This window comes from Oerskovia sp. NPDC060338 (assembly GCF_042726295.1).
Lineage (GTDB): Bacteria > Actinomycetota > Actinomycetes > Actinomycetales > Cellulomonadaceae > Oerskovia > Oerskovia merdavium.
Genome location: NZ_JBHXCQ010000015.1, coordinates 77,625 through 101,881, shown reverse-complemented (window position 1 = coordinate 101,881; position 24,257 = coordinate 77,625). Strand labels below are relative to the sequence as shown.

General features: G+C 71.2%; 18 protein-coding genes, 1 tRNA gene, 1 pseudogene and 1 riboswitch. Of the genes and pseudogenes, 5 read left to right on the top strand and 15 right to left on the bottom strand.

Going from position 1 to position 24,257, the window contains the following annotated elements; all coding sequences use genetic code 11:
- Positions 1-30 precede the first annotated feature (30 nt).
- The 5 genes and pseudogenes from ACFWGN_RS18355 to ACFWGN_RS18335 all read left to right on the top strand — a co-directional run.
- On the top strand, positions 31-5,064 hold the full coding sequence (locus tag ACFWGN_RS18355; RefSeq protein ID WP_377618881.1) for a helicase-related protein: 5,034 nt from the start codon (positions 31-33) through the stop codon (positions 5,062-5,064).
- Positions 5,065-5,128: 64 nt separating this feature from the next.
- Positions 5,129-5,584, top strand: coding sequence for a single-stranded DNA-binding protein (locus tag ACFWGN_RS18350; RefSeq protein WP_377618880.1), 456 nt, complete (start codon positions 5,129-5,131; stop codon positions 5,582-5,584).
- Between the two features lie 14 nt (positions 5,585-5,598).
- Entirely contained in the window at positions 5,599-6,216 is a 618-nt protein-coding gene (locus ACFWGN_RS18345) for a hypothetical protein (protein WP_377618878.1), read from the top strand.
- A 283-nt stretch (positions 6,217-6,499) separates the two neighbouring features.
- On the top strand, positions 6,500-7,045 hold the full coding sequence (locus ACFWGN_RS18340) for a sulfate permease (protein ID WP_377618877.1): 546 nt from the start codon (positions 6,500-6,502) through the stop codon (positions 7,043-7,045).
- Positions 7,042-8,205, top strand: a pseudogene (locus tag ACFWGN_RS18335) (recombinase family protein); the annotation flags it as partial. The gene ACFWGN_RS18340 and the pseudogene ACFWGN_RS18335, both read left to right, overlap by 4 nt.
- A 511-nt stretch (positions 8,206-8,716) precedes the next feature.
- Here the strand turns inward: ACFWGN_RS18335 and ACFWGN_RS18330 are convergent.
- The 15 genes from ACFWGN_RS18330 to proB all read right to left on the bottom strand — a co-directional run bounded on the left by ACFWGN_RS18330 (position 8,717) and on the right by proB (position 24,107).
- Positions 8,717-8,789: transfer RNA gene (locus tag ACFWGN_RS18330), tRNA-Ala, on the bottom strand.
- Positions 8,790-8,848: 59 nt separating this feature from the next.
- Entirely contained in the window at positions 8,849-9,529 is a 681-nt protein-coding gene (locus tag ACFWGN_RS18325) for a histidine phosphatase family protein (protein ID WP_377618875.1), read from the bottom strand.
- Entirely contained in the window at positions 9,526-9,972 is a 447-nt protein-coding gene (gene rsfS, locus ACFWGN_RS18320) for a ribosome silencing factor (protein ID WP_377618874.1), read from the bottom strand. Before rsfS ends, ACFWGN_RS18325 begins: the two co-directional genes overlap by 4 nt.
- A 28-nt stretch (positions 9,973-10,000) precedes the next feature.
- Positions 10,001-11,044 (bottom strand): hypothetical protein, encoded by a 1,044-nt coding sequence (locus ACFWGN_RS18315; protein ID WP_377618873.1) that lies wholly within the window; start codon positions 11,042-11,044, stop codon positions 10,001-10,003.
- Entirely contained in the window at positions 11,037-11,642 is a 606-nt protein-coding gene (gene nadD / locus ACFWGN_RS18310) for a nicotinate-nucleotide adenylyltransferase (protein WP_056650547.1), read from the bottom strand. Before nadD ends, ACFWGN_RS18315 begins: the two co-directional genes overlap by 8 nt.
- 26 nt (positions 11,643-11,668) lie before the next feature.
- The gene (locus tag ACFWGN_RS18305) at positions 11,669-11,824 is read right to left on the bottom strand and encodes a hypothetical protein (RefSeq protein WP_377618872.1); all 156 of its coding nucleotides are present in this window, start codon (positions 11,822-11,824) and stop codon (positions 11,669-11,671) included.
- A 113-nt stretch (positions 11,825-11,937) separates the two neighbouring features.
- On the bottom strand, positions 11,938-13,287 hold the full coding sequence (locus ACFWGN_RS18300; RefSeq protein ID WP_377618871.1) for a glutamate-5-semialdehyde dehydrogenase: 1,350 nt from the start codon (positions 13,285-13,287) through the stop codon (positions 11,938-11,940).
- A 58-nt stretch (positions 13,288-13,345) separates the two neighbouring features.
- Positions 13,346-14,347, bottom strand: a complete 1,002-nt coding sequence (locus ACFWGN_RS18295; RefSeq protein WP_377618869.1) for an aldo/keto reductase — start codon at positions 14,345-14,347, stop codon at positions 13,346-13,348.
- An 86-nt stretch (positions 14,348-14,433) separates the two neighbouring features.
- Positions 14,434-15,900: an MFS transporter gene (locus tag ACFWGN_RS18290; RefSeq protein WP_377618867.1), complete on the bottom strand. Its 1,467-nt coding sequence runs from the start codon at positions 15,898-15,900 to the stop codon at positions 14,434-14,436.
- A gap of 126 nt (positions 15,901-16,026) precedes the next feature.
- Entirely contained in the window at positions 16,027-17,667 is a 1,641-nt protein-coding gene (locus ACFWGN_RS18285) for an ABC transporter substrate-binding protein (RefSeq protein WP_377618865.1), read from the bottom strand.
- A gap of 55 nt (positions 17,668-17,722) precedes the next feature.
- Positions 17,723-19,456, bottom strand: coding sequence for a dipeptide ABC transporter ATP-binding protein (locus ACFWGN_RS18280; RefSeq protein WP_377618863.1), 1,734 nt, complete (start codon positions 19,454-19,456; stop codon positions 17,723-17,725).
- The gene (locus ACFWGN_RS18275; RefSeq protein ID WP_377618861.1) at positions 19,453-20,424 is read right to left on the bottom strand and encodes an ABC transporter permease; all 972 of its coding nucleotides are present in this window, start codon (positions 20,422-20,424) and stop codon (positions 19,453-19,455) included. The genes ACFWGN_RS18280 and ACFWGN_RS18275 overlap by 4 nt, the downstream gene beginning before the upstream one ends.
- A complete protein-coding gene (locus tag ACFWGN_RS18270; RefSeq protein WP_377618860.1) occupies positions 20,421-21,473 on the bottom strand; it encodes an ABC transporter permease in 1,053 nt (350 codons plus the stop codon). Before ACFWGN_RS18270 ends, ACFWGN_RS18275 begins: the two co-directional genes overlap by 4 nt.
- A gap of 18 nt (positions 21,474-21,491) precedes the next feature.
- Positions 21,492-22,601 (bottom strand): LLM class flavin-dependent oxidoreductase, encoded by a 1,110-nt coding sequence (locus ACFWGN_RS18265; RefSeq protein ID WP_377618858.1) that lies wholly within the window; start codon positions 22,599-22,601, stop codon positions 21,492-21,494.
- 87 nt (positions 22,602-22,688) lie between these two features.
- A riboswitch (SAM riboswitch) is annotated at positions 22,689-22,799 on the bottom strand.
- Between the two features lie 165 nt (positions 22,800-22,964).
- Positions 22,965-24,107: a glutamate 5-kinase gene (proB, locus tag ACFWGN_RS18260; protein ID WP_377618856.1), complete on the bottom strand. Its 1,143-nt coding sequence runs from the start codon at positions 24,105-24,107 to the stop codon at positions 22,965-22,967.
- Positions 24,108-24,257: the final 150 nt, after the last annotated feature.

Here is a 24,257-nt window from a genome sequence, read left to right as displayed (position 1 = left end):
CGGGACGACCTCGCGCCCTCGGGCGCGAAGGTGCGGTTCCGGGCGAACCTCGCCGCCGTCAACCTCTCGCGGTCGCTGGCTGCCGAGGGGCATGCGGCCACGGTCGAGCAGCAGCGGGTGCTGGCCCGGTGGTCGTCGTGGGGTGCCATCCCGGAGGTCTTCGACACCGCCAAACCCGAGTGGGCCAGTGAGCGGGCCGAGCTGCGCGCCCTGCTGGACGAGACGGAGTGGGACGCCGCGGCGCGCACGACGATCAACGCGCACTACACCGACCCGCCGATCGCAGCCGAGATGTGGCAGGCGCTGCACGGCCTCGGATTCACCAGCGGGCAGGTGCTGGAGCCGGGCTCGGGGCTGGGCACCTTCATCGGCCTCGCCCCCGCGGGCGCGGAGATGACGGGCGTCGAGCTGGACCCACTCACCGCGACGATCAGCCGCGCCCTGTATCCGCACGCGGATGTCCGCGCCGAGTCGTTCGCCGACACCCGTCTGCCCGAGGGGCACTTCGACGCCGCGATCGGGAACGTCCCGTTCGGCAACATCACCCTGCATGACCCGGTGCACAATGCGACGCGGCAGTCGATGCACAACCACTTCATCCTCAAATCGCTACGGCTGACCCGGCCGGGCGGGCTGGTGGCGGTGCTGACCTCGCACTACACGATGGACGCGCAGAACCCCGGCGCGCGGCGGGAGATGAACGCGCTGGCCGATCTGGTCGGCGCGATCCGCCTGCCTTCCGGAGCGCACCGCCGTACCGCTGGGACCGAGGTGGTGACCGATCTGCTGATCTTCCGCCGCCGCGAGGAGCATCAACCGCCGGCCGATGACCTGTGGGAGACCGTCACCCCGATCGGGTTGGACGGGAAGAAGATCAAGATCAACGCCTACTTCGACCATCACCCCGAGCACGTTCTTGGCAACCTCGGCATCGGACACGGCATGCACGGCGCACAAACGTTGACGGTCACCGGGGACCTGGAGCGGCTCGACGCCGACCTGCGAGACGTGATCGAGCAGGTCACCTTCACCGCCCGCCGCACCGGGCTGACCATGAGCCCGCGCACCGCGGCGCAGGAGACCCGCCGGGCCGCACACACCCCGGCACCGCCGGAGCGGTGGGACGGCAGCATCGTCCCCACCGACACCACCGCCCAGATCGGCGACAGGGGCAGGGACGGGAGCGGGTTCGGGGTCGTCGCCGCCGGGGCGATCGAGCCGCTGGAGGTGCCCAAGTCGGCCGCCGTCGAGCTGCGTGCCCTGCTGGGCCTGCGGGACGCGGCGACCCGGCTGCTGGCGTTGGAGGCCGCGACGGTCGATGACACCGACGAGATCGACGACGCCCGCGCTGACCTGGCGCGCGGCTACCAGAAGTACGTCGGCAGGTACGGGCCGTTGAACCGGTACACGCTGCGCCGCACCGGACGCACCAACGACGCCGGCAAGGACACATACGCCCGGATCGTCCCTACCCCGATCCGGATGCTGCGCTCTGATCCGTTCGGGCCGCTGGTGCTGGCGTTGGAGCAGTTCGACGAGACCGACCAGACGGCCAGCCCGGCCGCGATCATGACCCGCCGGGTCGTCGCGCCCCGCGCCGAGATCCAAGGTGTGGAGACCCCGGCCGACGCGATCGCGGTCAGCCTCGACAAGACCGGCGGCATCGACCTGCCGCTGATCGCCGACATGCTCGGCATGCCCGAACCCGAAGCCCGCGCGGCGTTGGACGCGCTGGTGTTCACCGACCCCGACACCGACGAGCTCGTCCACGCACCCGCCTACCTCTCCGGCGACGTGCGCACCAAGCTCGACGCCGCGCGAGAACGGGCAGGCGACGATCCCGCGTTCCAGGGCAACGTCGACGCACTCACCGACGTGCTGCCCGAGACCCTCGGGGTCGAGGACATCACCGCACGGTTGGGTGCGGTGTGGATCAGCGCCGAGGTCCACGAGCAGTTCCTGTCCGAGCTGCTCCGCACAGCTGAGGTGCGGGTGGAGAACCCCCTATCCGGGATGTGGGAGGTCCGCGGCGGCCGGGCGGGCCTGCTGGCCACCAGCGAATGGGGCACCGAACGCCGCCCCGCGCCCGACATCGCCCAAGCCGTCATGGAGCAACGAACGCTGTTGGTCTACGACGAGATCGAAGGCATCGACGGCAAGAAGCACCAAGTGCTCAACCCCGTCGAGACCGCCGCCGCGCAGGAGAAGGCCGACGCGATCCAGGAACGCTTCGGCGAGTGGGTGTGGGAAGACCCCGAACGCGCCCAGACCCTGACCGATGAGTACAACCGCCGGTTCAACTCCATCGTCTTGCGCGACTACACCGGCGCCGGGGAGTACCTGTCGCTGCCGGGCATGGCCGCGACCTTCACCCCGCGCCCGCACCAGCGGGCCGCGGTCGCCCGGATGATCGCCGAGCCCGCCGCCGGCCTGTTCCACGAGGTCGGTGCCGGCAAGACCGCGGAGATGGTGATGGGCGCGATGGAGATGCGCCGCATGTGGCTGGTGTCCAAGCCGGTCGTCGTAGTCCCGAACCACATGCTCGAACAGGTCGGGCGAGAGTGGTTGCAGATCTACCCGCGGGCGCGGATTCTCGCCGCCTCCAGCTCCGATCTGACCGCCGACAAGCGGCGCCTGTTCGTCGCCCGCGCCTCGGCGAACGAGTGGGATGCGGTGATCCTCACCCAAGGCGCGTTCGCGAAGATCCCACTGCGTGCCGAGACCCAGCAGGCCTACATCGACGCCCAGGTGGAACAGGTCCGCTCCGTGCTGGAGGACGCGCAGGGTGAGGACCGGATGAGCGTCAAACGCATCCAGCGCAAGTTGCTCCAACTGGAGAACAAGGTCAAGGCCCGCGTCGACGCCGACCGGGACGCCGGGGTGTGTTTCGAGGACACCGGGATCGACTACCTCATCGTCGACGAGGCGCACATGTACAAGAACCTCGCCACCGAGTCCAACATCCGCGACGCCTCCATCGAAGGCTCCGGCAGGGCCTCGGACCTGCACATGAAGCTCGAATACCTCCGCGGTCAGGGCCGTGAGCGGGTCGTCACCGCCGCGACCGCCACACCGATCTCCAACAGCGTCACGGAGGCGTTCGTGATGCAGCGGTACCTGCGTCCCGACCTGTTGGAGAAGGCGGGGATCGGGTCGTTCGATGCGTGGGCGGCCACCTTCGGGCAGACGGTGACGCAGATGGAGATGGCGCCCACCGGGAACAACACCTTCCGCATGAAGACCCGGTTCGCGAAGTTCTCCAACGTCCCGGAGATGTTGAAGATGTGGTCGATCTTCGCCGACGTGAAGACCGCCGACGACCTCGACCTGCCCACCCCCGACCTCACGGTCCGCGACGACGGCAAGCGTGCTCCGGCGACGGTCGCGGTGCAGCCGACCGTCGAGCTGGAGCGGTTCATCGAGCACCTGGGGGAACGGGCCGAGAAGGTCACGGCCAAGACCGTGTCCCCGAACGAGGACAACATGCTGGTCATCTCCACCGACGGCCGCAAAGCCGCCCTCGACATCCGCATGATCATCCCCACCACCCCGACCGCTCCGAGTGCCCCGTCGGGTCCGACCAAGGTCGACACGGCCGCGGACACGATCCACCGGGTCTGGGAGCAGACCCGTGACAACGAGTACCTCGATGTCATCACCGGGCAGCCGTCGGCGGTGCGGGGAGCATTGCAGCTGGTGTTCTCCGACATCGGCACCCCGACAACCGAGCGGTGGAACGCCTACGACGAACTGCACCTGCAACTCGTGCAGCGCGGCATGCCCGCCGAGGCCATCCGGTACATGCACGAGGCCAAGACCGACGCCGACAAAGCCCGGCTGTTCGCGGCCGCCCGCAACGGCCACATCGCCGTGCTGATGGGCTCCACCGAGAAGATGGGCGTCGGCACGAACGTGCAGAACCGGGCCGTGGCGCTGTATCACCTGGACTGCCCCTGGCGCCCGAGTGATATCGCTCAGCGAGAGGGTCGCATTCTGCGGCAGGGCAACCAGAACTCCGAGGTCGCGATCGTCCGGTTCGTCACCGAGCGGTCCTTCGACTCCTACATGTGGCAAGGCGTGGAACGAAAAGCGACCTTCATCGCCCAGCTCATGCGCGGCCGGCTCGACACCCGCGAGATCGAGGAGATCGACTCCTCCGCACTCTCGGCAGCCGAAGCCAAGGCCATCTCCAGTGGGAACCCGTTGCTGCTGGAGCACTCCACCATCAACAACGAGGTCACCCGGCTGCGCCGGTTGGAGCGGGCCTACCACCGCAACGAGTCCGTGCTCGTCCACACCCGCGACCGCGCCCAAGATTCGGCCCGCCGCGCCGAGAGTGACGTCGCTGCCCTGGAAGCCGCGCTCCCGCGGGTGAGTGACACCGGCGGCGACCGGTTCCGCATCACCCTGGGCGAGCGGACCTACACCTCCCGCGCTGACGCCGCCGAGGCACTCGCGCAGTGGGCGCACTCGTCGGACCTGAAGTGGGCCTCGCGCTATACGTCTCGCGAATACGGCACCATCGGACAGATCAGCGGCTTCGACATCGCCCTTGTCACCCGGCCCGCGACCGGCGGCGACCCGTTCATCGAGATCAGTCTCGCCGGGGTGCCCCGCAGCGGCACGCTGATCGCCCGCGACACCTTCCTCGACGGCGGCATCGGCGTGATCCAACGCATCGAGAACCGGGCCGCAGGCATCCCCAGCCTGCTCGGTCACGCGCGCGAGGACCTCACCGCTGCCGAGCAGGCGATCGCCGATGCCGAGCAGCGGATCGGACAACCCTTCCGGCACGCCAGCGCCCTCGCCCAAGCAGAAGAAGACCTCGCCCGCGTCGAGACCCAACTCGCCGCGATGCAAGAAGACATCGACCAGCCATCCCAGTCACCGCCACCGGCGGGCGACCCCGTGGCGGCGCCCAGCGAAGCGTTGAGCGTCGAGGCAGTGCGGGCGCATCGGCCCGCGCTCGGCGTCCGGCCCGACCCGGCACGCACACCGACCTCACCGGACCAGTCTCCCGGCGGGCCTGGTGCCGGCCGGGACTCGTTCACGCGGTGGATGTGAGCGCACCTGCCTGTCAGAGCCGGCGCCGCTCGACCGGGCCGGGAAAGGGACAGGAGGATGCGAGATGGGCATCAAGAACGAGACCGTGATGGTCGGCCGCATCGCCGGCGACCCCCGACTGACCTACGGCGAGAAGTCCGGGATACCCCGGTTCTACGCAAGGGCGCGGGTAAACCACTGGCAGCGCGAGGACGACGGCACCTTCACCAAGCAGAACCAGAGCTTCCACGATGTCGTGGTCCGCTACGACCTCGCCGAGGTCGCCCACCAGAAGTTCGCCAGGGGCGACGACTTCATCGCCACCGGCCACTTCCGCACGTTCACCGACGACGAGAACAACGAACGCGAGGAGTTCCGGGCGACCACGATCAGCCACAACCCCACCACGACCGACTACGCCGTCACCCGCGAGAAAACCACCGGGATCGACCAGGAAGCCGTCGGTGTGGACCACGGCAAGGCGTTCGAGCGTCCCGAACATGACCAGCCCGCCCACGAGCCCGCGGCGCTCGCCCGCTGAACGGCGGCATCGTCATGGACACCGACGACACCCTCGACCCCAACGACGACGACTTCGACGCCGACGATCGGCCGGACCCCGAGTTCGATCCAGCGAACCCGACCGGTGACCGCGGTGACATCGAGCCGATGCTCGACGAGCCGCCCGGCCCGATCAACTGGAACCTGCTCCGGGCAGACGAGGCCGAGCACACCTGGCTGGAACTGAACAAGTGGATCGACTGGCTCCGCGCCACCTACGGCCTACCGGCCAGCGTGCTCCCGCCCCTGTGGCACCGGCACCCCGAGCTGGTCTGGGAGCTGTCCGCGCTCTACACCCACTGGCAATGCGCCTACGATCCCCAGCAGTCCGGCAGCGCCCCCATCGGCTGGCACCGCGACTTCGCCGACGCCAAACAGCGGCTGCGGGACTGGGTGGCCGCGTCGGGCACACGGTTGGACCGTGATCGACCCACCCGCCAGACCGTCTGGCCCGGAGAAGAGCCCGCCGAGCCTATCGAGGACGTCGAGATCGTCCACCGCGACGAGGATTTCGTGGCCTTCGTCATCGCCGACGTCGCACGCCGCCGCGAAGCCGAAGACGAGTTCCTCGCCACCCTCGGCGTCGACCCCGACACCGGCGAGGTCACCTGAACCCAGCCCACGCCGAAGGCCCGAGACCGCACCGCCGGTCTCGGGCCTTCTGTCTGCGCTCGAATCGAGATCCCTTCTCCGCACAACCCACACGCGGACAGCATGTTCAGCGCCCACCGAGCGTTCCCTTCCCCATGTCGGCGCCGAAGCGTAAACTGGCGGCACAGGCGACAGAGAATCAGCTAGGCCACCAGCCCTCGGGCGCAGGTGGCACGACAACCTCGGGAATCCGCCCGGGCAAGTCCATCCCGCATTGGCGTCGCCGCCAAGGGAGGACTTGATCATGCTCCGATTCATCTGGACCGCCAGCAGCCACATCGCCGGCTACCTCCGCGCGTACATGCCGAGCAACATCCTGCTCGACCGCATCCGCCGCCGCGACGGCCTCCGGTGGGGCATCCCTGCGATGCTCATCGCCATCCCGTACTTCGCCCTCGCCTACTGGTGCACCACGGTGATCGACGCGGGCGGACCTGGGTGGCTCCACCTCGTCGTATTGGTCGCCTGCTGGTCCGGCCTAAAGTTCCTCATCATGGGGCCGGTCAGCGTGATCCTGCTCGCCAAGGCCCGACTCGCAGAGCACCGTGAGCAGCGGCGTCAGAAGCGCCGGGCACCGGACGCGAGTAACACCGAGTCGGACCTCGTCCAGCCCGACCCCCAGCCCGAGCAGTCCCGGTGTGCACCTACCGGGCATGAAGCACTACCGCACCACGAGCACGGGCCGGCGCATCTCGGCCGAGGCTCGGGTGCGCTCCGCGCCCGACCGCAAGCGGCTGGTCGCGTTGGTGTTGCGCATCGCGGACGAACTCTACGCCCACGAACTCGATGAGCGGCAGCGAAGCATCGACACCCAACGAGACAACGACGATTCACCGCCCGCCGCGACGTTCGCGGGTGAGCAAGGAGACGCGGACGATGACACTGATAGCCCCCACTCCCGAGACCGAGGCGCCGCTGCTGCTGACGGCGGTGACCTATCAGCGGGTCTCGACCAAAGAACAGGCATCCAAGGGCGGACGCGACGAGGGCTTCTCGATCCCGGCACAGCGTGAGGCCAACGCCCGCAAGGCCGGGATGCTCAGCGCGCGGGTGGTGGCGGAGTTCGTCGACGCCGGCGAATCCGCGCGCTCGGCCGACCGGCCAGACCTGCAACGGATGCTGGACTACATCGCCACCCACCAGGTCACCTACTGCATCGTGCACAAGGTCGACCGCCTCGCCCGCAACCGCCTCGACGATGTGGAGATCCACCGCCGCTTGGTCGAGGCCGGGGTGACACTGGTCTCGGCGACCGAGAACATCGACGAGACCCCGTCGGGGATGCTGCTGCACGGGATCATGTCGAGCATCGCGGAGTTCTACTCCAAGAACCTCGCCACCGAGGTCACCAAAGGTCTGACGCAGAAGTTCGAGACCGGCGGCACCCCGATGCGCGCACCGATCGGCTACCTCAACGTCCGCAAGCGTGACGAACAGGGCCGCGAGTACCGCACCGTGGAGATCGACCCCGAACGCGCACCGCTGGTGCGGTGGGTGTTCGAGCAATACGCCACCGGGGATCGCACCGTCGTGGACCTACTCGCCGAGGTCACCACCCGCGGCCTGACGACCGTGCCCACACCCAAACGCGCGTCGGGTCCCGTGGCACGGTCGGGTTTCTTCAAACTGCTGCGCAACCCCTACTACGTAGGCATCGTCCGCTACAAAGGCGCCGAGCAGCCCGGCACCCACGAGCCGCTGATCGACATCGACACCTGGCAGCGGGTCCAACGACTCCTGGATGCACGCAAGATCGCCTCCGAACGGCGTCGCAACCACGACCACTACCTCAAAGGCTCGCTGTTCTGCGGTGAGTGCGGATCGAGGTTGCAGCTGGACTACCCCGCGAACAAGCAGGGCGTCCGCTACGCCTACTACGTCTGCTCCGGCCGCGCGTCCAAGCGGAAGAACTGCACCCGCCGCGCTGTACCGGTCGGGGTGGCCGAGCAGCTCGTCGCGGACTGCTACCGAGACATCGCCATCACCGAGAACGAGTACACCGCCCTCGCCGCGCAGGTCGAGGCCGCGTTCGATGAGCGCCTGGCCTCCCGCTCCCAAGAACTCGCCGAGCTAACGGAGAACCGGAAGCGGCTCCAGAACGAGAGCGACAAGCTCCTCGCCGCGCACTTCGCGGACGCTATCGACCTGGACACACTCAAGCGGCATCAAGACCGCATCCGCGCCGGCCTGGCCGATATCGACCGGCGGCTCGCCGACGAGCGCGACCAGCACACCGGAGCACGCAGGCAACTGAGCACTGCCCTGAGCCTGCTGGTCGACTGCGCCACGCTCTACGCCCACACCAATGACCAAGGCAAGCGGCTGGCGAACCAGGCCCTCACCAACGGCATCGAGATCAGCGAAGACGAAAGGGCGACGATCCGGCTCGCTGAGCCCTTCGCCGCCCTCGCACCAGAACCGGATACGACCGATGTCAGGTGTTCTAGTACGTCTTCAAATGTGGAGCTGAGGGGACTCGAACCCCTGACCCCCTGCATGCCATGCAGGTGCGCTACCAGCTGCGCCACAGCCCCGAGAACCATTGCTGGTCCCGCACTTCCTTGAGGTTTTCCCCCTCGGAAGCATCGCTAGTTTATGCCGAAGTCGGCTGGAAAATCCAATCGGGTCCAGAGCTCCACTCGTCGAGCGAGAAGTCGGCTCCGACGTTGTGCGCGACGAGCCTCCACGAGGGGTACGCGTTCGCTCCCGAGCGCTGCAGCTGGGACCAGTGGACGTTGTTCAGTCCCGAGATCCCCCGCCAGCCCGTCGGGTCCAGACCGAGCATGGCTGTGATGGCCAACGTGATCGCCGCACCGTGCGAGACGACGACGAGCGTGTCCTTCTCGTCCAGTGCGTCGGCGTGCTCGGTGACGGCCGCGACCATGCGCGCCGCGACGTCGGCCCGCGACTCGGCGCCCGCACGAGCGGGCTCCTCGCCACGGCGCCACGCCGCGTACTCGTCGGGCCAGCGCTCGGAGAGCTCCTCGCCCGTCATGCCCTCCCACTCGCCGAACCCGCGCTCGCGCAGACGCTCGTCGAGGGAGACGGGCATGCCCGTCGCCTTCCCGTAGTACCCGGCCGTCTCGGCCGCACGCGTCAGGTCCGACGCGACGACGAGCGTCGGGGAGTGCGCGGCCGCGAGCGACCGGGCCCCCTGCTCGGCCTGCCAGTGCCCGACGGCGTCCAGCGGGATGTCGACCTGCCCCTGGAGGCGCATGGCCGCGTTGTACTCGGTGCGCCCGTGGCGCAGGAAGACGACGGTGCGCGCGCTCACGCCTGCGAGTCCTCCGCGAGGTAGATGGCGCCGTCGTCCGCGGCGTCGGTGACGTCGGTGCTCGACGTCCCCTCTCCGCCCCGTGCGTCCTCGGGCAGCTCGATGACAGGGCAGTCCTTCCAGAGGCGCTCGAGCGCGTAGTAGACCCGGTCCTCGGCGTGCTGGACGTGCACGACGATGTCGCCGAAGTCCAGCAGGACCCAACGGGCCTCCGCCTTGCCCTCGCGACGGATGGGCTTGACGCCGACCTTGTGCAGCTCTTCCTCGACGGCGTCCACGATCGCGGACACCTGCCGCTCGCTCGTCCCCGAGGCGATCAGGAAGACGTCCGTGAGCACGAGCTGCTCACTGACGTCCAGGGCGATGATCTCTTCGGCCTTGCGGTCCGATGCGGCGCGAGCCGCGATCACCGCAAGCTCGACAGCGCGTTCCGTTGCAGTCACGACTCTCCGTTGTGTGTTCCGAGGCCTGTCAGGAGGACAGGCCGACGTATGGGTGGGTGGCGCTCGCCGCGATCTCGCGCGGCGCAGCGGCTGCAGCCCCTGCAGCGCTGCCGTTGAGGAGCATCTGCCAGATCAGCAGGCCGAGCACGAACGCGACGGCGATGAGGATCAGGTAGTGGAGCCAGGTGTAGGCGTGGCCCGGGGGACGTTCGTCCTCGTCAAGCTCGTCGTCCGCCGCGCGACGACCAGCGCCGCCTGGGCGCGCACCTCCGGCGGGAGGGAACGGCGAGCCGCCCTGCTCCTCGTGCGCGGCCGTCGGCGCACCGAACGGAGAAGGAGGAGCTGCCGCCGCCCCCGCTGCAGACCCCGTGGTCACGGTCTCCCAGGGAAGTGCCGGAGGCGCGTCGGCTGCCTGGCCCTGGGCCTGCACCGGAGCTGGCGCGGCCGGTGCGGTCGCCTGCTGCCAGGGCAGCGTGGGCTGTGCCGGCGCAGGCGTCGCCGCCGCACGCGGCGTCTCCGAGGGCTGGATCCGCGAGGACACGGACTCGCGAGCAGGGGCCGCTGTCTGGGACTGCGGGAACGGCGAGGGGACGGGCGCTGCGGGCGGCGCAGCCTGGGGAGCTGGGTTGGGCCGTGAGGCCGGGGCCTCGAACGGCGACGGCGCGGTCGACGGGGCGCGCATGCTCTGCCGGACGGGGGGCGTCATCCCTGCCGGCGGTGCCTGGTTCGGTCGGATCGCGACGTGCTCGACGGTCTCCTGGATCGGAGTGAGCCGGCCCGTCTGGTCGACCCCTCGCATGCCGCCCGTCATGTGCGGCGGCCGCACGACCGGGGCCGGGCTCGGGAAGGCGTCGCCCGCCGTCGGGCCGACCGGCTCACGCATCGAGCGACGCGACGGCGGCGGCCCCGCGGGGGCAGCCGGCGCGGGAGCAGGCGCCGGCGGCGGGAACCCGCCCGAGGCGGGCGGTGCGGCGCCGGCGGCCTGCTCGGCCGCAGCGGCCTCGCGCTCGCGGATCTCTCGGCGCGTCAAGGGACGGACGGGCTGCATGTTGCCCCCGTGCTGATCACTCATGGTGCTGACCTCTATACAGACCGTGCTTCGCGATGTACTGGACGACACCGTCCGGTACCAGATACCAGACCGGTTGGCCGGCCTCCGCCCGCTGCCGACAGTCCGTCGACGAGATGGCGAGCGCGGGGATCTCCAGCGTGGAGACGACCCCCGGCGGCAGTCCCTCGACGCTGAGCTGATGACCCGGACGGGAGACCGCCACGAAGTGTGCCATCTTCCACAGGTCGTCGGCATCCTTCCAGGTCAGCATCTGCTCGATCGCGTCCGCTCCCGAGATGAAGAAGAGGTCCGCGTCCGGGCGCTGCGCGCGCAGGTCGCGCAGCGTGTCGACCGTGTAGGTGAGCCCTGGTCGGTCGACGTCCACCCTGCTGACCGTGAACCGCGGGTTCGAGGCCGTCGCGATGACCGTCATCAGATAGCGGTGCTCGGGAGCCGTGACCTTCTGGTGCTGCTTGAAGCTGGGCTTGCCCGTAGGGACGAAGACGACCTCGTCGAGACCGAAACGGGCTGCTGCCTCGCTCGCCGCGACGAGGTGGCCGTGGTGGATGGGGTCGAACGTGCCACCCATCACCCCGAGCCGGGGCCTGCTCGACGTCATGTCCGACGGGTCCACCAGCGACCGGGTCAGTGGCGGGTACCGACGCTACGGAAGGCGTAGGTCACGAGGAGGAGGCCGACGAGCACGCCGAACCCGACGATGCCGAACCCGACCGGCGGGATCGGAAGGTGGGTGACGGCCTCGGCGTTCTCCTGGGCAACCTGTGCGGCAGCAGCGAGCACGATGTCCTCCTACTAGTTCTGGTGCGTGGTGCGTGGATCAATGGATGACCGGCGCCGGGCGCCGATCGTCGTCCAGTCTCTCACGGTCGTGCTGGACGCAGGGCAGCCTGTGATCAGGGACGCACGTGACCGTCGCCGTGGACGACCCACTTGGTCGTCGTGAGCTCGGCCAGGCCCATGGGCCCGCGCGCGTGCAGCTTCTGGGTCGAGATCCCGATCTCCGCCCCGAGCCCGAACTGGGCACCGTCGGTGAAGCGGGTCGAGGCGTTGACCATGATCGCGGCCGAGTCGAGCTCGGCGACGAACCGCTCGGACGAGGCCAGGTCGCGCGTGACGATGGCCTCGGTGTGCCCCGACGTCCAGGTGCGGATGTGCTCGAGCGCTGCGTCGAGGTCCGGGACGACGCGCACCGCGATCTCCGGCGCGAGGTACTCCCGCGCCCAGTCGTCGTCGGTCGCTGCCAGGATCTCGATGCCCGCGGGGGCGAGCTCCGCGGTGCGCGCGTCACCGTGCAGCACGACCCCGGCCCCGTCGAGCGCGGCGAGCGCCGAGGGCAGGAACTCGGGAGCCACGTCGGCATGGACCAGCAGCGTCTCGGCGGCGTTGCAGACCCCGACGCGCTGCGTCTTGGAGTTGAGCAGGATCGCGAGCGCGCTCGCCTGGTCCGCCGAGGCGTCGACGTACACGTGGCAGTTCCCGACGCCCGTCTCGATCACGGGGACGGTCGACTCGCGCACGACGGTCTGGATGAGGTCCGCTCCCCCGCGCGGCACCAGCACGTCGACCAGACCCCGCGCGTGCATGAGCGCGACGGCGCCCGGGCGTCCGTGCCGGTCGATGGACTGGACGAGGTCCGCGGGCAGCCCCTGGGCCTCGAGCGCACGCCCGAGCACGCCGACGATGACCTCGTTCGAGGCCGCCGCAGCCGAGCCGCCGCGCAGGATCACGGCGTTGCCGCTCTTGAGCGCCAGGCCCGCCGCGTCCACGGTCACGTTGGGGCGCGCCTCGTAGATCATCCCGACGACGCCCATGGGCACGCGGACCTGACGCAGTCGCAGACCGTTGGGCAGGGTCGAGCCACGCACGACCTCGCCGACCGGGTCCGGCAACGACGCGAGGTCGCGCAGCGCGTCGGCGATCGCGGCGATGCGCTCGGGGGTCAGCGCGAGGCGGTCGAGGAGGCCGGCGGACGTCCCGTTCTCGCGGCCGCGCTCGAGGTCCTGTGCGTTGGCCGCGACGATCTCCTCGGTTGCCTCGACCAGGGCGTCGGCGAGCGCGAGCAGAGCGGCGTCCTTGGTCGCGCGCGTGGCGGTCGCGAGCGTGCGCGAGGCCGTCTTGGCGCGCCGGGCCGTCGCCTCGACGGCCTCCGCGACCGTGGGGGCCGGGGCGCCGGGCGCCTGCGGGGCGCCCGTGGCGGTGGTCGCGGTCTGGTCGAGGTCCGAGTCGGGGATCAGCGCGGTCATGCGACGAGCCTACGTCGCACGGACCGGACCTGTCTGCGGCGTCCGGGGACTGACGCGCTCATCCGCCGAGCAGCTCCATCTGAGGGTGCCGCTGCCCACGGACCGCGCTGCGCGGCCACAGCGCACCGATGGACTCGACCTCGTCCGCGCTCAGGTCCACGAGCGCCGCAGCCACGTTCTGCTCGAGGTAGGCGGTGCGCTTGGTGCCAGGGATCGGGACGACGTGCTCCCCCTGGGCGAGGATCCACGCGAGGGCGAGCTGCGCCGTCGTGACCCTGCGCCCTGCGGCGACCTCCTCGAGCCGGGCGACGAGCGCCCGGTTGTGCGCGAAGTCCTCGCCGCGGTAGCGCGCGTGGGCGCGACGGACGTCGTCGGCGGCGAAGCCCTCGGTCAGGTCGACCGTCCCCGTGAGGATGCCGCGCCCGAGCGGCGAGAACGGTACGAACCCGATCCCGAGCTCGGTCAGGGCGGGCAGCACCTCGTCCTCGGGGTCGCGGGTCCAGAGCGAGTACTCGCTCTGGACCGCCGTCACCGGGTGCACGGCGTGCGCGCGCCGGACCGTCTCGACCGAGGCCTCCGAGAGCCCGACGTGGAGCACCTTGCCCGCGTCGACCAGCTCGGCGAGCGCCTCGACCGTGTCCTCGACAGGGACCTGAGGGTCGACGCGGTGCAGGTAGTAGAGGTCGAGCCGGTCCGTGCCGAGCCGGCTCAGGCTCGCGTCGATCGCGCGGCGCACGTAGGCAGGGCGACCGTCCACTGGGCGCCCGTCCGGGTGGCCCCCGGCCGGGGGCAGGCCCAGCTTCGACGCGATCACCACGCGGTCCCGGTGCGGCCCGAGGACCCGCCCGAGCAGCTCCTCGTTGCGACCGTGCCCGTAGACGTCGGCCGTGTCGAACAGCGTGACGCCGGCGTCGAGCGCGGCGTGCAGGGTGTCGGTGGCCTCACGCTCGTCGGCCGGTCCGTAGGCGTCCGTGACGGACATGCCGCCGAAACCGATCGCGGAGACCGTGAGCGGACCGGCGGGGGCGGCGCCGCCGAGGGTGCGGGTGGGAAGGCTCATGCCCGCATGCGATCACCCCGCGGGCCGGGTGACAAGGCCCCTGCCCGTTCTTCCCACCGTTCGAGAACGTGTGACGCGCGAGAGGGTCACACGGGCTGGAGAGCGGCCTCGGCAGCGGGGCTCCCTGCTCGGGCCCGACGACGGCGCGCGAGCACGTCGTCGAGCACCGAGCACGCCGTGGCCGCCACGGCGAGGAGCGCGGTCACGACGACCGCGCCCGCGAGCGCCGCGCCGTGCCCTGCGGGGCCGGCCGCGACGCCGACGAACGCGCCGGTCATCGCGGCGATGCACACGGTCGCGGAGAGCCGCTGCGAGACCTGGAGCATCCCGGCCGCGACGCCGTGCTGCCCGGTCGGTGCCCGGTCGAGGGTGAGGGCCTGGTTGGTGGAGATGGTCAGTCCACCCGTGACACCGGTGAGCACCTGCCCGACGACGAGGCTCACCACCACGAACCGGTCAGGCAGGAGCAGCACCGCCAGGAGGAGCGCGACCGCGACCGGGATCTTGGCCCCGAGCGCCGCGGTGACCCCCGCGCGGCCGAAGCGTCGCACGAGCCGCCACGAGAGGTGGGCCGCGACGACCGACGCGAGGGCGCCAGGGGTCGTGACGAGCCCCGCCTGGAGCGGAGCGAGTCCTGCCCCCTCCTGGAGATAGATCATGAGGACGGCCGAGAACCCGAGCGCCGAGCCGAACGTGAACGTCGCCACGAGACAGCCGAGCGCGAAGCCCGGCGCCCGGAGCAGCTCGGGCGAGAGCACCGGCGTCCGGCCCGTGCGGGCGTATCGCCGCTCCCACCACACGAGCGTCACCGCGCCCACGACGACGACCGCGCCCCAGGGCGCGCGGGCGGCGAGCGGGCCGGCCAGGACGAACGGCACGAGGAGACCGAGCGCCGTCACCGAGAGGAGCGCGAGACCCACCGGGTCGAGGCCGGGCGCGGCCCGGACCGCACGGTCTGCGCGCGGCACGAGGCGCACGCACAGCGCCGCGGCCACGAGCGCGAACGGGAGGGTCAGGAGCAACGAGACGCGCCAGCCCGAGGGACCCGCCACAGCGAGCACGACCCCACCGACGAGCGGGGCGATCACGGCCGCGAACGCCCCGGTCGAGGCGTAGGCGCCGAGGCTGCGTGCTCGGGCGGGACCCTCGAAGTGGTCCTGGAGCAGCCCGATGACCTGCGGGTTGGCCGTGCCCGCCCCGATCCCCTGCACCAGTCGCGCGACGACGAGCACGTCGGCGTCCTGCGCGCTCGCCCCGACGATGCTCGTCAGGGCGAACAGCACGAGACCGGCCACGAGGAACCACGGGCGTCCGTAGCGGTCGCCCAGCCTCCCCGCCGGGACGAGCGCGAGCCCGAACGTCAACGAGTAGCCCGCGAGGATCCACTGGAGCTGCGCCGTGCTCGCCCCGAGCCCGTCCCGCAGTGCGGGGGCGGCGACCGTGAGCACCGCGGAGTCCAGGAGCGTGGCGAACCCCGTGACGAGACACACGACCAGGACGCCGGTCTGGAGCGGGGTGCGGGCGGGGGTGACGGGAACGAGCCGTCTCGGCATGGTGTGCTCTGCTCCGTGGTGGTCGTCGGGGCACGCCCGCCGGGCGCGACGGTCGGGGCGGACCAGGGGCTGCGGTGGGCCGCGGTGGGGCCGCCCCGGCAGGGGCGGCCCCACCGCGGATCGCGGCTAGTCGGCGTCCTTCCAGGTGCCGACGAGCGAGTCGAGCCGGGAGTCGGCCCCGAACGTGAGCCCGTGCACGGTCGTCTGGGTGCCGATCACGCTCGTGAGCTCGTGCACCGGGATCTGGTAGTACTGGCTCGCGAGGCGCTCCTGGGCCTGCGCCAGGATCTCCGCCCGCTCGGCCGGGTCACCGGCCGCCAGCTGGGCCTGGAGCAGGGACTCGAGCTCGGGGTCCGTGATGCGGGGGTAGTTCGTCGCGCCGGTCGAGAAGGCGGTCCGCAGGATGTCCCCGTCAGCACGCGACTGGTTGTGCCAGGCGAAGTCGTAGTCCCCGCCCTGCTGGCGCTCGAGGAACTCCGGCACCGTCCCGCCCTCGAGGGTGATCTCGATCCCGACTGCCTTGAGCTGCTGCTGGAGGAGCTCGAGCGACGTCTGGTTCGGGCCGAAGTTCGTGATCCACGCGACCTTGAGGGACAGCTTCTGTCCGTCCTTCTCGCGGACGCCGTCGGAGCCGACCGTCCATCCGGCCTGGTCCAGGAGCTTCTCGGCCTTGGCTCGGTCGAACGCGAAGTACGAGCTCTGGTCGGCCCAGCCGGGCGTCGTGCTCGCGAGGACGCTCGTCGCGACCGCGAAGCTCCCGTTGAGCGAGGTGTCCCGGATCTCCTCGGCGTCGATCGCGAAGGAGATCGCCTTGCGCACCTCGACGTCCGAGACGATCGGGCGCGAGTTGTTGAAGTAGACACCGAACACGTTGCCCGGGTTGGCGCGGCTGATCACCGGGAACCCGCTGGCCTCGAGCGTCTCGATGTCCGTGGGCTGGATCCCGCCTGCGACGTCGACCTGGTCGGAGGTCAGGCTGCCGGTGCGGACGCCGGCCTCCGGGACCACCTGGAACGTGACCTTGGCGAGGTGCGGAGCGCCGTCGTTGCCGAGCGCGGAGGGCGCCCAGGCGTACTCGGCACGCTGCGTCAGGACGGTCTCGACGTCCTTGGTGTGCGACTCGAGGACGAACGGCCCGGTCCCGACGACCCCTTCCCCTGTCGCCCGGTCGTCGAACGGGATCGCGACCGTCGATGCGGCGACGATGCCCAGGGCGGGCGACGCCGTCGAGCTGGGGAAGGCCGCGTTGGGCGTCGCGAAGTCGACCTCGACGGTGTCGTCGTCGATCACGTTCGTCCCTTCGTAGCCCACGAAGGAGCTGAGCGCACCGCTCTTCGCGCCAGCTGCCACGATGTCGTCGAAGGTCCCCTTGACCTCGGCCGCCGTCAGGGGCGTGCCGTCGGAGAACGTGACGTCGTCGCGCAGCTCGAACGTGAAGGTCGTGGCGTCCGCGTTGGCGCTCCAGCTCGTCGCGAGCCACGGTTCGAGCTCGTTCGTGTCCGGGTTCTGGTAGAGCAACGAGTCGACGACCTGCCGGGTGACGTAGAGGGTGTCGTTGCCCGACCCCGTGCCAGAGGGGTTGAGCGAGATCGGGTCGTTCCCGATCGCGAAGGTGAGCTCACCTCCGTCGACCGGGCTCGAGGTCGAGGCCGAGACGTCGTCCGCGACCGAGCCGGTCCCGGTCCCCCCACCGCACGCGGTCAGGGCAAGGGTGGCGGCGACGGACGTCGCGAGGGCGGTTCCTCCCCGTCGGATACGTGCGTTCATGATTCTCCTTCGTCGTGGACCGAGGTCCGGTGGTGGGTGGTGCGGAAAGCTCCGGTCAGCCCTGGTGGAGCGCTCGGGCGCCCGGGATGGCGTCGAGCAGGTTGCGGGTGTAGTCGTGCCGGGGCGAGCGGAAGACCTCGTCGACCTGCCCCGTCTCGACGACCTGCCCTCGGTGCATGACCGCGACCGTGTGCGCGATCTCCCGGACGACCGCGAGGTCGTGCGAGATGAACAGGTAGCTGAGACCGAGCGACTCCTGGAGCCCGGAGAGCAGCCCGAGGATCTGGGACTGCACCTGGACGTCAAGGGCCGAGACGGGCTCGTCGAGCACGAGGAGCTCAGGGTTGATCGCGAGAGCCCGTGCGATCGCGACCCGCTGGCGCTGCCCGCCCGAGAGCTCGGACGGCCTGCGGTCCAGCGCCGTGGACGGCAGGGCGACGACGTCGAGCAGCTCGAGAGCGCGCGCTCGCCGCTCGCTGCGCGACCCCAGGCCGTACGCGGCGAGCGGGTCGGTCACGACCTCGCCCACCGACAACCGAGGGTTGAGCGAGGCGAACGGGTTCTGGTGCACGAGCTGCACCCGGCGCCTGAGGTCGCGGAGCCGCGTGCCCCGCACATGGGTGATGTCGTCACCGTCGAACGACACGGTCCCGCTCGTGACGTCGGTCAGACGCAGGGCGAGACGTGCGGTCGTCGACTTCCCGGAGCCGGACTCCCCCACGAGCGCGAACGTGTGACCGCGCGGGATCCGGAAGCTCACGTCGTCGACCGCGCGATGGGTGCCGCCCCCGGCTGCGCGCGGGAGAGGGAAGTCCTTGACGAGGTGCTCCGCCACGAGGACGTCCTGCTCAGGCCGGTCCGCCGCCGGGCCTGCCGGCCCGTCGCCGGTCGCGCGGGGCACGAACGGGTCGCCGGCACGTCCGCCGAACGTCCGCTCGCGCGCGGAACGCGGCAAGGGGGTCGCCGTCCGACGCAGCTCACCGTGCGCGTTGAGGCTCGGGGCCGAGGCCAGGAGTGCTCGCGTGTAGGGGTGCTCAGGGTGCTCGAGCACCTCGCGCGGGGTGCCGACCTCGACGACCCGCCCCTGCGACATGACGACGATCCGGTCAGCCCGGTCCGCTGCCACACCGAGGTCGTGAGTCACGAGGAGGACGCTCGTCGCCGTCCGTCGGGTCAGTGCCGCGAGGTGGTCGAGGATCTGTCGCTGGACCGTCACGTCGAGAGCGCTCGTGGGCTCGTCGGCGATCAGCAGCGCGGGTTCGGCGATGATCGCGATCGCGATGAGGACCCGCTGGCGCATGCCACCGGAGAGCTCGTGCGGGTACTGCTGTGCTCGTACCTCCGGGTCCTCGAGCCCTGCGGCCCTGAGTGCCTCGACCGCCTGCGACCTGGCGGACCGGCGGTCGGCCAGACCGTGGACGAGCAGCACCTCCGCCACCTGGTGGCCGATGCGCTTGACCGGGTCGAGCGAGACCGTGGGGTCCTGCGGGACGAGCCCGATCTGCCGGCCACGGAACGCGCGCAGCGTCGCGGGCGAGGCCGTCGCCAGGTCGGTCCCCTGGAAGACGATCCGGCCGTGCGTGATCGCCGCGGACGACGCGAGGAGCTGGACGATCGCGTGCGCGGTCGTGGACTTCCCCGAGCCCGACTCCCCGACGACCGCCACGGTCTCTCCGGGGAGCACGTCGAACGAGACGTCCCGGACGGCCGCGACCGTCCCGCGGCGTGCGCGGTACTCGACCGCCAGGTTGTCGATGCGCAGCAACGGTGCGCTCCGGTCCGTGCTCATCGGTTCCGCCGTCCTTCCGTGTCGAGGGCGCGCGAGATGCGGTTGGCCGACAGGACGGTCAGCACGATCGCGAGCCCGGGGAGGGTCGTGAGCCACCACGCGTTGCGCAGGAAGTCACGCCCGGTGGAGACGAGCTGCCCCCACTCGGGGGCCGGGGGCGGCGCCCCGTACCCCAGGAAGCTGAGCGACGAGACGGCGAGGATCGCCGTGCCGAGCTCGAGGGTCGCGAGGACCACGACGGGTCCGGCCGAGTTCGGCAGGACGTGCCGCAGCAGCACCCGGTGCCAGCGGTTCCCCGAGGCCTGCGCCGCCTCGACGTACGCCGAGCTGCGCACGCGCACGACCTCGGACCTCATGATGCGTGCGACGCTCGCGACACTGGCCAGCCCGACCGCGATCGCGACGTTCACGGTGCCGAAGCCGAGGACCGTCACGAGGGCGAGCGAGAGCAGCAGGCTCGGGATCGCGAGCAGGACGTCGGCGACCCGCATGACCGCGTCGTCGACCCAGGACCCGAAGAATCCCGCGAGCAGACCGAGCGTCGATCCGACCACGAGGCCGAGCCCGACGGCGATGAGCGAGGCCTGGAGCGTGAGCGCCGTGCCGTGGACCACGCGCGAGTAGAGGTCGCGGCCGAGCTGGTCGGTCCCGAACCAGTGCGCCGAGGAGGGCGGCTGGAGCTTGTCGGCCGGCACCCCGGTCAGCGGGTCGGAGTGCGCGAGCAGCGCCGGGGCGAACGCCGCGAGCAGGACGACGACGATCCAGACCGCTGCGGCGAGCAGCCCGGGACGTCGGACCACGAACCCGAGGGTCGACAGCAGACTCGACAGCCCGCGGCCCCGTCGTGACGGTTCGGCTCCGCCGGGGCCGGCGCCGGAACCGGAGCCCCCGACGGTAGCGGCACCCTCGAGCGTCCCTCCGTCCGGCAGGACGGTCTTCTCGTGCGGGGCGAGGACTGTGTCGGTCATGCTGCACCTCCGTGAAGGACGGCGACCTCGGAGGTCGACGATCGGGCGGGTCCGACCTCGCTCGCCGGGGCGACGCCGCCTCGCCCGGACGTCCCCCGGGGCGTGGTCGTGCCCCGTCGACGCCCGGTCACCACGCGGGGATCGAGCAACGGGTAGGCGAGGTCGACGAGCAGGTTGGAGACCACGAACACGACCGCGGCGAAGATCACGATCCCCTGCACGACCGGGATGTCCTGGGTCTGCACCGCGGAGGCGGTCACGCGTCCGAGACCTGGTCGGGAGAACACGGTCTCGGTGACGACCGTCCCGGAGAGCAGCTGGCCGACGATCAGGCCGGTCATCGTCAGCGCGGGAAGGGCGGCGTTGCGCAGGGCGTGCGAGAAGAAGACCCTCGGGCGCCCGGCCCCCTTGGCCCAGACCGCGTCGATGTAGGGCTCGCGCAACGTGGTCGCCAGGCTCTTGGACAACAGCTGGGCGATCGTCGCCCCCGTGGGCACGGCGAGAGTGATCGCGGGCAGGACGATCGAGGCGAACCCCTTGTTCCCCATCGCGGGGAAGATCGGCAGCGTGAAGGAGAACCACTGGATGAGCAGGAGGCCGAACCAGAAGGCGGGGATGGCGACCCCGAGCGGCGGCAGCCCGAGGAGGAGCTGCCCGAGACCGCGGAACCGGGTGTAGGTGGCGGCGATCGCCAGCCCCCCACCGAGCACGATCGCGAGCAGCAGCCCGGCTGCGGCGATCTGCACGGTCGGCGGGATCGCCTCGACGATGAGGTCCGCGGCGGGCCGTCCCGTGCTGATCGACTGGCCGAGGTCCCCGCGGAACAGCCCGGCGAGCTGGGAGAAGTACTGGACCACGAGCGGGCGGTCCAGGCCGTGCTCGGCGCGGAGCGCGTCGAGCTGCTCGGGGGTGATGTCGTTGGCGTCGGCCCCGGCCATGAGCTGGGCCGGGTCGCCGGGCAGGGCGTAGAGCACGATGAAGGACACCGTGTAGGCGGCCCAGAGCACGCCGACCGCCTGGGCCAGTCGCGTCGCGAGATAGCGTCCCATGGTGGTTCTCCTCCTTCGTCAGGCGCCGACGACGGCGACCGGGCGCGCAGCGGCCGACGACCCCGGTGCGGCCGCGCCCGTGGCCACCGTCGAGCTGTCACGGCTCGTGGTCGGCGTCCATCCGAGGGCTGGGGCGACGAGCGTCGCGACGTCGTGCAGGATCTGCTCGTACTCCTCGTCGCTGAACTCGTAGGGCAGCTCGAGACGCAGCTCGTCGACCTCGCCCACGACGGCGTCCGCCACGAGCCGCTCGAGGATCTGCTCGCTCGGGCCGACGAGATCGGGCGCGAAGAGCGTCCGGCGCTCGCCCTGCGGGGCGAGGGTCCGGGCCCGCCGCGACTCCTCGAAGGCTCGGTAGCGTCGGCGCGACGAGGCGTCGGCGCTGTCGGTCGGCACGACGACGCGCCCGAGCGCGACTCTCGTCGATCGCCCTCCGCCGAGCCCCGCGCGGTACGCGGCGAGGTTCGCGAGCTGGGCCGTGACGAAGTCGTCGGACTCCTCGCCCGCCACGATGTTCCCGGTCAGCAGGTTGAGGCCGTTGCGCGATGCCCACTCGGTCGACCGGCGCGAGCCGGCCCCGTACCAGAGGCGGTCGACGAGCCCAGGGCTGTGCGGCTGGAGCCGGGGGCGCTGCACGTTCCCGGGTGAGTGCACGACCGTGTCCTCGTCACCGATGAAGCCGCCCGACAGGTTCGCCGCGAGCCGCTCGATGCGCGCGTGCGAGAAGTCGTGGGACTCCCAGTCCCCGTCGAAGACCAGGTCGCCGATGAGGTCGGCGTGCGGCGGACGCCCCGCGCTGAGGCCGACCTGGAGGCGCCCCTGCGAGAGGACGTCGGCGGTCGAGAGGTCTTCTCCGAGGCGGAACGGGCTCTCGTAGCCGATCGGGATGACGCCCGTGCCCAGCTCGATCGTGGAGGTGCGCTGAGAGGCGGCGGCGAGGAAGACCGTCGCCGACGAGATCCCGTGCTCGAGGTGCCGCTGGCGGACCCACGCTCCGTCGAACCCCCAGGCCTCGGCGCGCTCGAACAGCCGTAGCGTCGCCTCGAGGCCGCTGTAGGGGTCGTCGTCCGGGAAGTTCCCGGGGGTGAGGAAGGCCAGCGAGGAGATCGCCGGGGTGCTCTGGCTCACGGTGGTGCGTCCTTCGGTCGGACGACGTGCGGGTCCCGCCCGTCCCCGGGCACGCCACAGGAACCCGTGGACGGGGTCGTTCGTCACGTCGTGTGCTTACCGCGACCTGTCGGCGCGGTCAGGTCCTGCCCGGAGCACCCCGTCACATCGAAGGGTTGCTGACCAGCGAGCCGGGTCTTGGCGCTGGCGCTCTTCACCTGCCGCACAGGAAAGCCTCCCGGCGCCATGTAGTCAAGGAGTGAGAGCGGCGTCCCACTCCATGAGACATTGCAAACGAGAAACGGGGCCCGGAGACCGTTCCAGGTCTCCGGGCCCCGTCGTGGGACCGGGCGCCGCGCCCGCGCCCTGCGGCGCTGCCTGCCCTCAGGACGCCTTGCGCCTGCGCCCCACGAGCACCAGGTCGTCGCGGTGCACGACCTCGCGGTCGTAGCCCTCGCCGAGCTTGTCGCGCAGCTCGTGCGTCGAGCGCCCGAGGAGGTCGGGGATGTCGGTCGAGTCGAAAGCCACGAGCCCCCGCGCGATCACTCGCCCGTCGGGTGCGACGAGCTCGACCGGGTCGCCCGCGTCGAAGTCGCCCGTGACCCCGACGACGCCCGCCGGGAGGAGCGAGGCCCGCCCGCCCAGGACCGCGGTCACGGCCCCCTCGTCGAGCTCGAGCCGCCCGCGCGTGCGCGCGGCGTGCGCGAGCCACAGGCGTCGGCGCGTGGTGCGCTTGCCCGTGACGGCGAACCAGGTCCCGACCTCGCGCCCGGCGAGCGCACCCTCGGCGTTCGCGGCCTTGGTCAGCACGACCGGGATCCCCGAGCCGGTCGCGATGCGCACGGACTCGAGCTTGGTGAGCATGCCGCCCGTCCCGATCGAGCTGCCGCGTCCCGTGACCTCGATGCCCTCGAGGTCGAGCGGCGAGCGGACCTCGCGGATGCGCTGGGTACCGGGGCGCGAGGGCGGGCCGTCGTAGAGCCCGTCGACGTCGGTCAGCAGCACCATGACGTCGGCGCGGACCAGGTGCGAGACGAGCGCGGCGAGACGGTCGTTGTCGCCGAAGCGGATCTCGTCGGTCGCGACCGCGTCGTTCTCGTTGACGACGGGCACGACCCCCAGGTCCAGGAGACGCTCGAGCGAGCGCTGCGCGTTGCGGTAGTGCCCGCGGCGGATGGTGTCCTCGGCCGTGAGGAGGACCTGCCCCACGCGGATGCCGTACTCGGCGAACGCCTGGGCGTACCGGGCGACCAGGAGGCCCTGGCCCACCGAGGCCGCGGCCTGGGCCGTGGCGAGGTCGCGTGGTCGGGCGCTGAGGCCGAGCGGCCCGATCCCCGCCGCGATCGCCCCGGACGTCACGAGCACGACCTGCCCGCCCGCGGCGTGCCGCGCGGCGATGACGTCGACGAGCGCGTGCAGGGCCGGGACGCTGAGGTGCCCGTCCGGTCCGGTGAGCGAGGAGGAGCCGATCTTGACGACGACCCGGTGGGCCGTGGCGACCTGGGAGCGTGCGGAGAGCGCATTCACCGGGACATCATCGCGCGCCGGGCGCCGGGACGGGGCGTCATTTCACCGTGTGACACCCCGCCGTGAGACGACGTGGGCCCGACGACGTCGCTCCCCTCCCGCGCTCGCCCCGCCAGGGCGGTGGTCGTCGCTCGACCGGGACGCCGCAGG